At 37.3% G+C, this 16,076-nt stretch carries 10 protein-coding genes; 6 read left to right on the top strand and 4 right to left on the bottom strand.

All coding sequences use genetic code 11. The features are described 5' to 3' along the window. Window positions 1-91 precede the first annotated feature (91 nt). The 5 genes from ACN1CN_RS15830 (at window position 92) to ACN1CN_RS15810 (ending at window position 11,178) form a co-directional block, all read left to right on the top strand. Window positions 92-1,939 carry an endonuclease gene (locus ACN1CN_RS15830; RefSeq protein ID WP_419136317.1) on the top strand — a complete coding sequence of 616 codons (1,848 nt, stop codon included), beginning with the start codon at window positions 92-94 and terminating at the stop codon, window positions 1,937-1,939. A gap of 386 nt (window positions 1,940-2,325) precedes the next feature. Beyond that, window positions 2,326-5,979: a phosphoribosylformylglycinamidine synthase gene (purL, locus tag ACN1CN_RS15825; protein ID WP_419136316.1), complete on the top strand. Its 3,654-nt coding sequence runs from the start codon at window positions 2,326-2,328 to the stop codon at window positions 5,977-5,979. Between the two features lie 284 nt (window positions 5,980-6,263). After that, window positions 6,264-8,666, top strand: a complete 2,403-nt coding sequence (locus ACN1CN_RS15820; RefSeq protein ID WP_419136315.1) for a TonB-dependent receptor domain-containing protein — start codon at window positions 6,264-6,266, stop codon at window positions 8,664-8,666. 132 nt (window positions 8,667-8,798) lie between these two features. Continuing rightward, window positions 8,799-9,230, top strand: coding sequence for a hypothetical protein (locus ACN1CN_RS15815; RefSeq protein WP_264524728.1), 432 nt, complete (start codon window positions 8,799-8,801; stop codon window positions 9,228-9,230). A gap of 169 nt (window positions 9,231-9,399) precedes the next feature. Next, entirely contained in the window at window positions 9,400-11,178 is a 1,779-nt protein-coding gene (locus ACN1CN_RS15810; RefSeq protein ID WP_264524729.1) for an AMP-dependent synthetase/ligase, read from the top strand. Window positions 11,179-11,251: 73 nt separating this feature from the next. Here the strand turns inward: ACN1CN_RS15810 and ACN1CN_RS15805 are convergent, their stop codons facing one another. The 4 genes from ACN1CN_RS15805 to ACN1CN_RS15790 all read right to left on the bottom strand — a co-directional run bounded on the left by ACN1CN_RS15805 (window position 11,252) and on the right by ACN1CN_RS15790 (window position 13,790). After that, window positions 11,252-11,476: a hypothetical protein gene (locus ACN1CN_RS15805; protein ID WP_419136314.1), complete on the bottom strand. Its 225-nt coding sequence runs from the start codon at window positions 11,474-11,476 to the stop codon at window positions 11,252-11,254. 12 nt (window positions 11,477-11,488) lie between these two features. Continuing rightward, complete coding sequence (locus ACN1CN_RS15800) at window positions 11,489-12,112, bottom strand: hypothetical protein (protein WP_419136313.1); 624 nt, start codon at window positions 12,110-12,112, stop codon at window positions 11,489-11,491. Between the two features lie 206 nt (window positions 12,113-12,318). Then, complete coding sequence (locus ACN1CN_RS15795) at window positions 12,319-12,921, bottom strand: hypothetical protein (protein WP_419136312.1); 603 nt, start codon at window positions 12,919-12,921, stop codon at window positions 12,319-12,321. A gap of 719 nt (window positions 12,922-13,640) precedes the next feature. Next, window positions 13,641-13,790, bottom strand: coding sequence for a hypothetical protein (locus ACN1CN_RS15790; RefSeq protein WP_291285996.1), 150 nt, complete (start codon window positions 13,788-13,790; stop codon window positions 13,641-13,643). 157 nt (window positions 13,791-13,947) lie between these two features. Here ACN1CN_RS15790 and ACN1CN_RS15785 point away from each other — a divergent pair, with 157 nt between their 5' ends. After that, window positions 13,948-16,065 (top strand): DUF6493 family protein, encoded by a 2,118-nt coding sequence (locus ACN1CN_RS15785; RefSeq protein WP_419136311.1) that lies wholly within the window; start codon window positions 13,948-13,950, stop codon window positions 16,063-16,065. The last annotated feature ends 11 nt before the right edge of the window (window positions 16,066-16,076 follow it).

The raw sequence follows: 16,076 nt of genomic DNA, 5'->3' as shown, positions 1-16,076 counted from the left end.
GTGTTTCATAAAGTAGTAAATTTGAGACAATTAATAAATTCAAACAGGAAACACTCATTTATTAAAAAACCAAATTTAACTACTGCTATTTATGAAAAAAATCTACTCGCATGTATTATTCTTTTTTATTACCGCATCATTTGCACAAATTCCATCCGGCTATTACAGCACTGCAACAGGCTCGGGTTACACTTTAAAAACACAATTGTACAACATCATAAAAGGACATACCAATAACGGTTATGCTGGTTTGTACACCACTTATCAAACTTCAGATATTGATAATTTTTACGAAAACGACGGGACAGTTTTAGACATGTACTCAGAAAACCCTGCCGGAACCGACCCTTACAATTATAGCATAGCATCCACACAGCGTTGTGGCAACTATGTCGTAGAAGGCGACTGCTACAACAGAGAACATATCATTCCCCAATCTGTTTTTAACGAACAGTCTCCAATGGTAGCCGATGCTCATTTTATCACTCCAACCGATGGAAAAGTAAACGGAGTTCGCTCCAATTTCCCACATGGCGTGGTGAATACCCCAACTTATATTTCTAAAAATGGAGGAAAACTGGGGGCAAACTCCACTTCTGGATATTCCGGAACCGTATTTGAACCTATCAACGAATTCAAAGGCGATATTGCCCGAATGTATTTTTACTTTGCCACGCGTTATGAAAATACCGTTGCGGGCTACTCTTATCCTATGTTTGACGGTTCGAGCAACAAAGTTTTTACAGCAACATTTCTAAGCATTCTTCTGGCATGGCATACACAAGATCCGGTAAGTGCCAGAGAAATTGCCCGAAACAATGCGATTTATGCCCGTCAAAACAACAGAAACCCTTTCATCGATCATCCGGAATATGTAAATCAAATATGGAATACTTCGGCAGATACTCAGGCACCAACTGCGCCGACCAGTTTAGCTTCTACGGCTAAAACTGCGACTTCAATTACAGTGAGCTGGACCGCTTCAACAGATAATGTAGGCGTAAGCGGTTACAACGTTTATTCAAACGGAGTTTTGAAAACAACAGTGACAGGATTGTCCGCTACAATAACAGGATTAACTGCTTCTACCAGTTATAACATTAATGTGAATGCAAGAGATGCAGCCGCCAACACTTCGGCGTTGAGCAACACAGTTGCCGTGACAACCGACAGCAGTGGAGGAACCGGAGGAACAACAAGCGATTTGCTTTTCTCTGAATACATCGAAGGATCCGGAAACAACAAAGCAGTGGTTATTGCCAACAATACCGGAGCAGCTGTAAATTTATCAGCCTATACCATAAAAAAACAAACCAACGGTGCAGGTTCCTGGAGTACGGGCTTAGCCTTGACCGGAACTTTGGCTTCGGGATCTAAATTTACAATCGTAAACAACCTAATGTCTTCCAGTTGTTATTCAACCGGTTCGGCCAACCTTTCAACAACAGCAACTGAACTGGCTTTTAACGGAAATGACCCTATCGGATTATTCAAAAATGGCGTTCTGATTGACATCATCGGAACTTTTAGTGGCGGAGCGGCAAATTTTGCAGCCGATGTTACTATAAGAAGAAAAGCAACCGTTACTGCCCCAAGCACTACTTTTAACCTGTCGGCGCAATGGGATTCATTTGGAGTTGACACCTGTTCTAATCTGGGTACCAAACGAATAAAAGAAGGTCTTTCTGAAACAGAAGAAGCTTCAACAAAGGAGTTGGTTATCTATCCAAACCCTTCACAGGGCAACTTCACGGTTTATTTTAACAATTTAGAAGCACCCTATTCTATCGGGATAATTTCAATATTAGGTCAAAAAGTATTTGAGAAATTAAATACTACTGATTCATTATCAACGATAAATAATGTACCAAAAGGTGTGTACATTGTTCGTATTAGTAAAGGTTCTGAAAATTTCAGTAAAAAAATCGTAATCAACTAATTACATACGAGTGCTTACTAAAGAAAAACAGCGGCAATAGTGTCGCTGTTTTTTTTATACCATTAAAGAAGAACGCAATCTTTATTTTTTCTCGCAGATTTTACAGATCAGGCAAATCGAAAACTCACTACATAATTTGCGCAGATTTACAGCATTAGAATATCTTACCATCCATTCACTGCGAAAAATTAAAAACTTTGCGCCTTTGCACCTTCGCGAGATCAAAACATCAAGAACAATTACACCAACTTCTAAAAGGAGCTCATAGCATTTATAGGGTTTCAAAAAGCAGCTTCATTTTTTTTCAAAAGAGTTTATTTTCAAATTTGCGCTTGCTATTTATTTACACTAAATTTGCACTTCAATACAACAAACTACACATCACAATGATCCATTTCTTTGAAAACCAAAGCAAAACTGTTTTTGCAGTACAAACGCAAAACGAAATTTCGGCTCAAGACATTTCAAAACTAAACTGGCTTTTTGCCGACTCCAATAAGATCGAAAAATCCGCACTGACGGATTTTTTTGTTGGCCCTCGTGCCACTATGATCACTCCATGGAGTACAAATGCTGTAGAAATCACTCAGAACATGGGTATTACAGGCATTATCAGAATTGAAGAATTTCATCCGGCAACAGCTGATTTTTCAGATTTTGACCCAATGCTCTTTCAAAAATTCAGCCAATTAGATCAGGAAATTTTTACGATCAATGTGCAACCGGAACCTATTCTGGAAATTGATGATATTGCCACTTACAATAAAGTAGAAGGTTTGGCTTTAAGTCAGGAAGAAGTAGATTATTTAGTCAATCTTGCTGTAAAACTTGGACGAAAACTAACCGATTCTGAAATTTTTGCTTTCTCGCAAGCGAACTCAGAGCACTGCCGTCACAAAATTTTCAATGGAACATTTGTAATTGACGGAGAAGAAAAAGAAACTTCTTTATTCAAATTAATCAAAAAAACATCACAGGAAAACCCTAACGATATTGTTTCTGCTTACAAAGACAACGTTGCTTTTGTAAAAGGACCAAAAGTGCAGCAGTTTGCACCAAAAACAGCTGACAAACCTGATTTTTACGAAATAAAAGAATTCGATTCTGTTATTTCATTAAAAGCCGAAACACACAATTTCCCAACCACTGTAGAGCCTTTCAACGGAGCAGCAACAGGATCAGGAGGAGAAATTCGTGACCGTCTGGCTGGCGGACAAGGTTCTTTGCCATTAGCAGGAACCGCTGTTTATATGACTTCTTACTCTCGTTTAAACGGCGAAAGAAAATGGGAAAATGCTGTTGAAGAAAGAAAATGGCTGTACCAGACTCCAATGGATATTTTAATCAAAGCTTCAAACGGAGCTTCTGATTTTGGAAATAAATTCGGACAACCTCTTATTACAGGTTCTGTTTTAACATTCGAACATTCAGAAAACGACCGCAAAATTGGTTACGACAAAGTAATCATGCAGGCAGGTGGAATCGGTTACGGAAAATTAGATCAATCGATCAAACAAAAACCACAGGAAGGCGATAAAATCGTAATTCTTGGTGGAGAAAACTATAGAATCGGAATGGGTGGAGCTGCGGTTTCTTCTGCAGACACCGGAGCTTTTGGATCAGGTATTGAATTAAATGCCATCCAGCGTTCAAATCCAGAAATGCAAAAACGTGCTGCCAATGCCATTCGTGGTTTGGTAGAAAGCGATCACAACCCGATTGTTTCTATTCACGATCACGGAGCAGGAGGACACTTAAACTGTCTTTCAGAATTGGTAGAAGAAACCGGAGGATTAATCGACTTGGATAAATTACCTGTTGGAGACCCAACCCTTTCGGCTAAAGAAATTATCGGTAACGAATCTCAGGAAAGAATGGGATTGGTTATTGGTCAAAAAGACATCGATACTCTACAAAGAATTGCCGACAGAGAGCGTTCGCCAATGTATCAGGTTGGAGATGTAACGGGTGATCACCGTTTTACATTCGAATCAAAATCAAATGGTTCAAAACCGATGGATTACGCTTTGGAAGATTTCTTCGGAAGCTCTCCAAAAACGGTAATGACAGACAAAACAATCGACAGAAAATATGCTGATGTTGCTTACGACGCAGCAAATTTCGAAAGTTATCTACAAGACGTTTTACGTTTAGAGGCTGTAGCATCAAAAGACTGGTTAACCAATAAAGTAGACCGTTGTGTGGGTGGAAAAGTTGCAAAACAGCAAAACGCAGGACCACTACAATTGCCTTTGAATAATGTTGGGGTTATGGCCCTGGATTATTTAGGTAAAGAAGGAATTGCAACTTCTATTGGCCACGCTCCTATTGCGGCTTTGATTGATCCGGTTGCGGGAAGCAGAAATGCGATCGCAGAATCGTTATCAAACATTGTTTGGGCGCCAATTAAAAACGGATTAAAAGGAATTTCATTATCTGCCAACTGGATGTGGGCTTGTAAAAACGAAGGTGAAGACGCTCGTTTATACGCTGCTGTAGAAGGTTGTTCAGAATTTGCAATCGAATTGGGAATCAACATTCCAACCGGAAAAGATTCACTTTCGATGAAGCAAAAATATCCAAATGACGAAGTAATCGCACCGGGAACGGTAATTATTTCGGCTGGTGGAAACTGTACCGATATTAGAAAAGTAGTAGAGCCAGTTTTACAGAAAAACGGAGATTCTATTTATTATATCAATTTGTCTCAGGACGATTTCAAACTAGGAGGTTCGTCTTTTGCACAAATCAGAAACACCATTGGAAAAGAAACTTCGACTATTAAAGACGCTGCTTTCTTCAAAAATGCATTTAATACGATTCAGGAATTAATTGGTGACAACCAAATCTTAGCCGGACACGATATTGGAAGCGGTGGTTTAATCACTACTTTATTAGAATTGTGTTTTGCCGACGTAAACCTTGGAGCTAAAATTGATTTCAGCGCTTTCGCGGAAAAAGACTTATTGAAAATCCTTTTCGCTGAAAACATCGGAATCGTTTTCCAGGCGAAATCAGATGCAGCGGTTGAAGCTAAACTAAAAGCCAACAATATCGAATTCTTCAAAATTGGTTCAGTTCAAAGCACCCCAAGTTTGGAATTTGGAATTTATAATTTGGATATTGCGAAGTACAGAGACATCTGGTTTGAAACTTCTTATTTATTAGATCAAAAACAATCTAAAAACGGAAGAGCGCAGGCACGTTTCGAAAACTATAAAAATCAGGTTTTAAATTATACTTTCCCAGCACACTTTACAGGTAAAAAACCTGTTATCTCAAGTGAAGCCGTGAGACCAAAAGCTGCTATCATTCGTGAAAAAGGAAGTAATTCTGAGCGCGAAATGGCAAATGCCATGTACCTGGCTGGTTTTGATGTAAAAGACGTTCACATGACCGATTTGATTTCGGGTCGTGAAACACTTGAAGATATTCAGTTTATTGGTGCTGTTGGAGGTTTCTCTAACTCAGATGTTTTAGGTTCTGCCAAAGGCTGGGCCGGAGCTTTCTTATACAACGAAAAAGCCAAAACGGCATTGGATAATTTCTTCAAAAGAGAAGATACGTTATCAGTTGGAATTTGCAACGGTTGTCAGTTGTTTATGGAATTGGAAGTAATCAATCCGGAGCATGAAGTTCACGGAAAAATGCTTCACAACGAAAGCCAGAAACACGAAAGTATCTTTACCTCAGTAAAAGTACAGGAGAACAATTCGGTAATGTTATCGACATTGGCCGGAAGTACTTTAGGGGTATGGGTTTCTCACGGAGAAGGTAAATTCAAATTGCCTTTAGCGGAGGAAAACTACAACATCGTTTCAAAATATGCTTACGAAGGTTATCCTGCTAACCCTAACGGATCTGATTACAACACGGCCATGCTGTGCGACAAAACCGGAAGACATTTAGTTATGATGCCACACATCGAGCGTTCAACCTTCCAATGGAACTGGGCACACTATCCAAAAGACCGAAATGACGAGGTTTCACCTTGGCACGAAGCTTTTGTCAACGTCAGAAAATGGATTGAGAAAAACTAAAAATATATTTTACTAAAAGCGTTCGATAATTCGGACGCTTTTTTTTTTGCCACAATCTTGTCATTCCGAGGAACGACGACTCTTCGTGAGAAACTCGACAAAGATTGGCAACTATTCTGGACGAAACTACTTGCGAAGATTCCTCGTTCCTCGGAATAACAAACTTTGTCTAAATCGTTGTTATACCATAAATCGAGATTATTTAAAACGACTCTAAGACTAATTTAATAGTATCTTAAGGCACTTTAATAAACTGTTTTTAATGCGATAAATATCTTTGTCTCATGAAAAAATGGACGCCAAAATTATCGCTTTTACTACTCTTATTACTTATAAGCCAAGTTACATTTGCACAAAATTCTTCTGTAAAAGGAACTGTTTCTGACGGAAAACTGGCCATCGAATTTGTCGATGTCGTTTTAAAAAACACCGCCGATTCTACAAAAGTAGCCGGATATGCCGTTACAGACGCTTCGGGAAACTTTTCTTTAGACAATCTTGCTTCCGGCGAATATCAGCTGCAATTCAGGTTAATCGGATTCAAAACCCTTACTCAAAAAGTAAAATTTGCGGGCACTCCACTTTCAGTTGGGACCATAACATTGCACACCGATGCCAATTTATTAAATGCTGTGGTTGTAAATTCTCAAAAGAAACAAATTCAAAAGACTGACGAAGGTTTTATTTTTAACGCAGTTTCCAATCTGACACAGGCAGGCGGAACGGCTACAGATATGCTAAAAAACATTCCAACCGTTGCCGTTGATGCAGACGGGGGAATTACTTTGAGGGGAAAATCTCCAATGATTTTAATCAACGGAAAAAACTCTGCCATTACTAATATGGACCAGATTGCCGCGAGCAGTATTGAAAGTATTGAGATCATCAGCAATCCTACGGCTAAATACGATGCCAATGCAGAGAGTGGCATTATCAACATCAAACTCAAAAAAAACAACCAAAGCGGTATGAACGGCGCGGTAGTTTTAGGGAGCGGATTTGGCGCCAAAGGAAGATTAAACAGCTCCGTGCTTTTAAATCATAAAACGGACAAATGGAATTTTGGACTGGGTTATGACAATCGTTTTGCCGGAAGAACTAAAAAAATAAAAGGAGAAAGAATCAATTATCTGATCGATGACGAGCATTACATCAATCAAAACCGAAGCGATCAACGTACCGAAGGTTTGCAAAATTTGAAATTCAACATTGATTTTTCGCCTAACGAAAACAATAGTTTCTCTTTTGAGGCTTTGGGAAATATGGAAAGTCAGGACAATGGCGAAACCCTGTACACGCAGGTAAACAACAGTGCAAATCAGTTTTTCTCTAACAACAAAAGACATTCTCTGGAACTTGAACGTTCTAAGGTAGGTGAACTTGCTTTTAGCTACGATCGCAAATTTACCGATGATCGAAAAAGTCTGAATGCCAGCATTACTTCTTCTTTTAATAAACACAGAGAAAATACAGACATCGACACCTATCAATTTGACCAATACTACAACCTGATTGGTGCTGCTGCATGGCAAAGAACACACAATTACGAGCACGAGAACATTTCAAATGCTGTGGTAAATTATGCGCTTCCGGTTTCTGAAAAATCAATTTTAGAGACAGGTTACAAAGGAACCTTCCGATTTTTCGACTCCGACTTTCAAAGCGCCGATCAAACGAATGGCGAATACATTGTAAATCCGCTGGCCAGTAACGGCTTTAAATTCAACGAGCAGATCAATGCGGTTTATGGAATGTTAAACTCCTATATTGGTACCAAAGAAGCTCCAAAATGGAAATACAATTTAGGACTGCGTGCCGAACAGGTTTCAAACAACGGAAAGACACAAAACAACAGTGACAATTTTTCAAATCATTATATAAAACTTTTTCCTTCTGCCTCTTTACAGCTTAATTTAGCTTCAGATGAATTTCTAAAAATAGGATACAGCAAACGTATCAACCGCCCGGATTTAGACAATTTAAATCCTTTTATCGACATTACGGACGCTTTAAATCCGCATGGAGGAAATCCGTATTTAAAACCCGAAATCATTCACATCATCGAAAGCGGTTATACCAAAGAATGGTCTAAATACTCCTTTTCGACCAATGCTTTTTACCGAAATGCTACCAATAGCATCAGGCAATATGCAGAATTGCAGGACAATGGAGTTGTTTTACAGCAGCCCAGAAATATCGGAAGCACCGTTACTTATGGTCTTGAAACTATTTTCAGCTTAAAACCAATTGGGTTTTATGATGCCAACATCAGCATTACCGCTTTCCAGCAAAATATAAACGCTTCTAATCTGGCTCAGGATGTGGTAAACAATGCCTTTAGCTGGTACGGAAAGATCATCAATAATTTTGTTCCCTGGAAAGGCGGGAAACTGCAAATCATCGGAAATTACAATTCGGCTCTCGCTACGGCACAGGGAAAAAGGATTCCGATTTATAATGTCGACATGGGGTTTCAGCAAAAACTTGGCAAGGGTAATGCCCGTTTAGGCTTAGTGGTTACGGATATGTTTAACACCCTTGAAAGCGGTTTTAAAAACAACACGGCCCTGTTCAGTAACCATCGAACTTCAAAATCAGATACCCGCGCTCTGATGATTACTTTTGCTTATACTTTTAAATCGGACTTTAAGGAAAAATTACTGGAAAACCAGTTTTCGACAGAGTAACATTACATTACGGTAAAAAAAATCATTCTTGTAATTTGGATTCATTTTTCTAGTAAAAATTGAACTATATTCGCCAAAAAATTCGTGCCCCGGATTTTTTGGCAGCTCCAAAACCCCTTAAACCTACATAGAATGAAAATCCTAAAAGTATTTCTTTTTACTTTATTATTTATTGCCGTAAAATCACATTCCCAAATTCAGGTAGACCGAATCACTTACAAAGTACGTGATCATTTTATTACCACTACAATTGGTTATCCGGTTCCGGGAACTTTTTTACCAACAGGACAAAAAGAGCCTTCTACCGTATTAAATCCGGACGGAACAGGAGTTATTCAGTATGACGATTTAAGCAAAAAAAAGATCAACTGGGGAATTGAATGTACCGAAGAAGGTATTCCGGTTTTCAAAGAAGGTTTCAACAGTGCTTCTTATACTTTCTGGTACCGTACCGATGATAGTGAGGAGTGGAATTACACTCAATTTTCGATCCATTTTGCTAAGAAAAAGATGTTTCTGATGGGAGAAAGAGTAAAAGAATATGTAGATTATAACGTACAATAATTACTACACAAAAATCATTTTTTTCTTGGTTTTTCTAAATTTTACTACAAAAAAGAAAACGTTTTCGTTGATTTTCTAAAGTAGTTATAATTTTTCCCATAAATTTTCATAAATATAAAAATTATCCCTAATTTTTATTTAATTTGCGATAAAATTCAACATTTTAAACATGGTTTCAATCACACGCCTTTTTGATTTTCCCTATTATCAACAAGAAACTTATAACCTTCAGGTTGCCTTAGCAACTAAAAAAAACGGAGTCTGGGAAAAAACATCTAGCCAGGAATATATTGCAAAAGCAAATGCCATTTCAAGAGCATTATTGCGCATGGGTGTTCAAAAAGATGATAAAATTGCATTAATCACTTCTAACAACCGTACGGAGTGGAATATTATGGATATTGGTATCCTGCAAACCGGTGCACAAAACGTACCGATTTACCCAACTATAGCCGAAGAAGATTACGAATATATATTAAACCATAGCGGAAGTATTTACTGCTTTGTATCCGATACCGAAGTACTTGATAAAGTAAACGCGATCAAAGCAAACGTTCCCACTTTAAAAGAAGTTTATTCTTTTAATGAAATTGAAGGCTGCAAACACTGGTCTGAATTATTAGAGCTTGGAAAAGACGATAGCAATCAGAGCGAAGTTGAAGCCAGAAAAGACAGCATTCTACCAGAAAATTTAGCGACTATCATTTATACTTCCGGAACAACAGGAAGACCTAAAGGAGTTATGCTTTCTCACAAAAACATTGTTTCTAATGTTTTAGATAGTGCACCAAGAATTCCGTTTGACCCGGGAAAAAGTTCGGCATTGAGCTTCCTTCCTATTTGTCATATTTTTGAGAGAATGATCCTGTACATCTATCAGTATTATGGTATTTCGGTTTATTTTGGTGAATCGATTGATAAGATCAGTGACAACCTCAAAGAAGTTCGTCCAAATGTAATGACAGCTGTACCAAGACTTCTGGAAAAAGTTTACGATAAAATTTATGCAAAAGGAGCTGAATTAACCGGCATCAAGAAAAAACTATTTTTCTGGGCTATTGATTTAGGACTAAGATACCAACCGTATGGAGCCAATGGCGCCTGGTATGAGTTTCAGTTAAAAATTGCCCGCAAACTTATTTTCAGTAAATGGAAAGAAGGTTTGGGAGGAAGATTAGACTTAATGGTTTCAGGAAGTGCTGCATTACAACCACGTTTAGCGCGAGTTTTTGCCGCGGCAGAAATTCCGGTAATGGAAGGTTACGGTTTATCTGAAACATCACCGGTAATTGCCGTAAACGATCAGAGAAACAGAGGCTTTAAAATTGGAACAGTTGGAAAACCAATTCAAAACGTAGAAGTTAAAATTGCCGAAGACGGTGAGATCCTTTGCAAAGGACCAAACGTGATGCTAGGCTACTTTAAAGATCCTGAAAAAACAGCCGAAGCTTTACAGGACGGTTATTTTCATACAGGAGATATTGGTGAGATTGACAGTGAAGGTTTCCTTAAAATCACCGACCGTAAGAAAGAAATGTTTAAGACTTCAGGCGGAAAATACATTGCTCCTCAGCTGATTGAAAATGCCATGAAACAATCCCGTTTTATCGAGCAGATCATGGTAATTGGTGAAGGTGAAAAAATGCCGGCTGCCTTTATTCAGCCTAACTTTGAATTTGTAAAAGAATGGGCTAAAATTCACAAAATAACTTTAGGAAGTACCGATAAAGAAATCAGTACCAATGCACAGGTTATTAAACGTATTGACGAAGAAGTAGAAGGAATCAATGAAAAATTCGGACACTGGGAAAAAATCAAACGTTTTGAGTTAACGCCTGATGTTTGGTCTATCGATGGCGGACAACTTACTCCTACCCTAAAATTAAAACGTAAAATCATCAAAGAAATATACAAAGATCTTTACGCTAAAATATACGGTCAGAATTAATAAATCAAAATAATAACAACCAAACCTAAAACGGCTGCCTTTACAGGACAGCCGTTTTTTAATGGTGCAAACATCAATTCAAATATGGAACAATAGTTATTAGTGCTGCACAAAACGGACTTACGTTTAAGCGTTGTGACTGATTTAAACCCTTATAATTTGGGGCAATTTTACCAGTTTCAGCTTCTAAAACAGCCAATGCATATTCGATAATTGTACGTTCCTGTTCCTCAGGAGCTGCGTTCTGCCAACACTTGGCCTCTAAATCGATACTACTCATTTTATTCTTAAATTTCATTTTTGTTCCTTTTTAATTTAATCTTCTCTTATAACGAGATTTCATTTCACGAAAACTTTCTTCAATTGACCAATGACGTTTTCGCCCTTCGGAATCCTGATTCATTTTCTTGGATAAATCTTTAAACTTGAAAAAAAGATTTCCAGCTTTAGAAGTTTTACCTGACTCTTCCTTTTGGGTTTCTTCAAAACGCTCGATCTTTAGGTTTTCTTTCTTCAATTCAAACGTCACCTCAGCTTTAGTAGCACGTTCCAACTGCTTTCCTTCATCAGTTCTACAGTATTCGTTAAACTTTTTAAAAGGACGCGGATGAAAATCGACCATAATTGCAGCAAGATTTATCGCATCAATATTCGATGGATTTGTTTCTCCTTTAAAGAAGGTTTCAATAGGTCTGAACTTATCTTTCTGCTCCTTAAACTTGTTCTTTTTGGTGTGATCGAAATCTAAAGAGAATAAGTTTCTAAAAACATTCAAATCCTCCTTTGTTGCGTTGTTCTCGAAAATAAGCCAACAAAAGTCACGAAGTTTTCCACGGGAAGGATTGTACAAATAATCAAAATACTCCCCGTTTTTTTCTATCTCATATTTATTTCTAATTGCTTTTTTATATAGTTCTAATGTATTACTTTTCATAATCTTACTTTTTTTAGGAATTTCCGGCAATCACAAAAACCTTCTGAGCAGCTATTACCTGAATAGCCTGCAGCGTTCCTGAACCTCCTTTCTGTTCCGCAGTCTAGCGAGTGCTGCTTCCATTTCTGTTATAAAAACAAACAGCTGCTCCTTAAACCTAATTATACCTGTACGACCAAAATGATGGTCAAACGTAATTTTTTTACTCATTTGTCAGAAATATTCAAATTATACAACATTGTCTCTTCGACTACTTCTAAACGTTTCATTCCAAAATCAGATTTCCTCAGTTTACACATTCTGCCATCCGATTCATGGTGAAAAACAATGCCTTCGATATCATTCTCTGACAAGAATTTCTTCAAATTATCGAACTCAAAACTTGAAAACTCCAAAACCTCACTACCGTGTCTGATTAGTGTATGCCTGGCTAAGTTCTCAGGGTTCCCCTGCACCTTAGGTCCGCATAATTCGAATGTTCCATCTGTTTTGATTTTTAAATTATCAAAACCTTCAAAGAAAAATCGGTCTTCAGCTTTCGAACGATCGCATTTTAACCAATGCGGATGATGTCCTGTAATGATATCTGCTTCCTGGCATGCAATTGCACCTATGGGAACTACACGTCCTTTTTTGGCATCAAATCTTTTGAATAGCGCTCCGTTAATAATCGCGGCAGCTGTACCATCAAATTTTCTGGTAGCGACGGCCTTTCCGGCAATCACCCATTTGTTTTCGTCACTAATTTTATTAATCACTTTTGCCAAATCCGTAGGGTCTTTTGCAAATAATGTGCCTATCTTTTTCATTTCTTTTTGTTATTTAAATTAGACTTGGTTTTTTGTTAATTTCTCTTAATTTTTCTCGCAAAGACGCAAAGTTTTGTTTTCTTCCTGTTAAGCCTCAGTACCTCTGCACCTTTGTACCTCTGTACCTCAAAAACAGACACAAAAAAAGCACCCGATTAAAGGTGCTTCATGAGATCTAACAAGATATAACTATCCTATTGCCCGTATTCATGCACCTGTATTGCCAAACGTTCTGAGTAAAAACTGGCGTTTGATAATTTTGCGATATGTGTGTTTTTATTAAAGTCCATTTTATGTATTGTACTATATATTAAAATCATTGTTAGTATTCGAAACTCGTTCTCCGTGTTTTCTTCTGCAAAGATAATGTCTAAAAAATCAATTTTCCAAATCAATTTTAACTACATCTATTTAAAAATCAATTAGTTACACTTTTAAAAAAGTCATAGAAATCCCTGTCCGCATAGTTGTGCAGCTTCTTACTTATTTCAAATGACTGTCTCTCATCCGATTACTTTTCAAAATTGTATTTCATTAATTTAGTTTTATCATATAACATTGGTCAAATATTTTTTCAATTATTTTTAGTTTAGCGTTCTTTTTTATCATTTTCCATCCTCTTGGGCAGAATCAAAGTGTTTTTTTAACCGTCCAAAAACAAAAAAAGCGCCCTGATGAGGACGCTTTAATGATATTTATGTTGAGTTTGTAACGATCATTTACACTTCAATTCTAAAATACATATCACATCCAGAGCCTTTAGCAGGGGCAAATCCCGCCAAACGATCACTGTATAGTCCAACCGACCAATTGATATTTATATTTTTCATTTCCATTTCAGAAGCAAAAGTAAGTGTTTTTTTTAACATAATTTAACATTTACGTTTTATTCGTGCAGAAACAGGCTGTACAGCGCTACCAATTTTAACAAAAATTTCCCTTTAAAACCCGCGCTATACTTTAAATATTTTATATTTTTGAGAATATACGCACACTTTTTTTTAGCCATTCAGTCCATAAACAAACATGAAAAAAAACCTAAAATACATTGATGGAAACTCCGACAAATTCTGGGATATCGAAGTTACCGGACTAGATTACACCGTAACTTACGGAAAAAACGGAACCTCAGGAACTTCTCAAACAAAAAGCTTTGCAACAAGTGAAGAATGTTTGAAAATGGCCGAAAAAATACTGGCCGAAAAAATTAAAAAAGGATATTCAGAAACCGGAGAAGTTGATGTCACTTCTAAACCAAAATCGGCCAAGAGCACTAATTCGGATCTGGTTTTAGAAGAATACGATGCCATTATAAAATCTAAAAACATCAGTTTGATGCTGCCTTTGCTAAAAGAAAAAGCAAAAGGGAATATCGAAGCCTTAAAAAAGCACATTAAAAAATGTAAACGTTACTGGATGACGTATACTGATTTAACCAAAGATCCCGGTTATGTAAAAAAAGACAAACACGATTATGGCTGGGGAACACGTGGTGACCGCACTCAAAGCGAGATCATTACCCTGAGCGCAATCGCCTTGTTTGACAAAACCGACATTAATTCGTGGGATGAAGCGCTTCAATTACTGGACGAAACCAACGAGAAACCCTATGTACTCGAGACTTTATTGTGGGCAAAACCAAACTGGATTGAAACTTTTATTCTCGACAAAATAAAACGACAAGACTGGAGAAGCTTTAATTATCAAATTCTTAGACAGTTTGAAGAATTAGAACTCATACAATTCAATCCTGAATTGTATGCTATATGTCTGGCCGATACAAACGAATGGCGTACTAAAATGAAAGCCAGAGTTTTTATTGCCAAGATTTTGGAAGATAAAATAGGCTATGAAAGAGATATTCCGGAGTTGTTTAATTATGAAACGACACTTCACAATACTTTTTTTAGAGATAATGACAAACAAAAACACGACGAATTCCAGACCTGGAGTGTTATTTACCAATCATTATTAGAAGATAAAAAGATGGATCGCGCTTTCTTTATCGAAAATGCCATCCTGATTCAAACCAAAGAATGGAACAACAACCTTAAGTCTTTTTTCAGAAAAAGAATAGACGAATTTAAGGTTACTGCTGACGAACTTATTGTTCATCAGGAAAATATATTCTCTTATCTCCACAATGCCTATCCACCTATAACGAGTTACGGAATAGAATTGATAAAGAAGATTTACGATCATCCAAAATTCAAAACCAAGTCGTTTCTGGAATGGCTGGAGCCTTTAATGATGCGAAACGACTGTAAAGCTGCCATTAAAAATGTATTGCCTGTTTTGGAGAAACTCAACAAATCGAATCCTAAATTAAGCAGCACTATTGCTTCTGTTATTGCCGATGTTTATGTAATCTCTGACTTAACGTTACAGGAACGCGCCAGTAAAATTATTTTAAAAATTGCGAACGCAAAAGACAAAGCCCTTAAAGAAAAACTATCCTCTTATGTAACCCTGATGCAGGGAAATATAAAGTCAGGACTAACCCCTTTTTTAGATGAGGAGGCTTTAAGTTCTGATACTTCAGTCCTGGAAGAATATATTTTTGAACCTCAAAAAGAGCTATTGCTGACCGAAGAAGTGGTTTTGCCAAAAGACTGGAATGACATTGTTTTTCAGTTTGGTAATTTCATTAATTCGGAAGAAAGTGTCGATTCAGAAATCCTGTTCAACATTTATATTTCGCAACGAGATTTGTTTCCGGAGGATTATGTGGCACAATTGCAGCCTTATGAGAAACAATTGCAAAAGCATTATTTTGAAAGCGTTCACAAAAATTTCGTGAAGTCTTTTTTACAGCAAAAAATTCAAAATATCTCGAGCAAATTTGACAGTTCTTATAAACATTATTCCAAAATCAATACACTGACTTTAATACAATCCTTGTTAGAGAAAGTGCAGCAAAAAATAGATACAAACTCGTCTTTACCACTACTCTCCTTCCCTAGTCACAGACCGTATTGGGTGGCTCCGAAAGTTTTGCTGGAAAGAGTGATTGCCTATCAAAATACCAACGAAGAAATTGATGCCGTCGATCTTGCGATTGCCATTGCGCGTATGCCGAGAGAAAATGTAGCCGAAGCAATTCCTTTATTGGATAAAATAGAAGGAGATCTCAAACCTTTATAGCCTTTTCTTTA

It is taken from the genome of Flavobacterium sp. T12S277 (assembly GCF_048514875.1).
Taxonomy (GTDB): domain Bacteria; phylum Bacteroidota; class Bacteroidia; order Flavobacteriales; family Flavobacteriaceae; genus Flavobacterium.
This window is presented reverse-complemented; position numbering and strand designations above follow the sequence as displayed.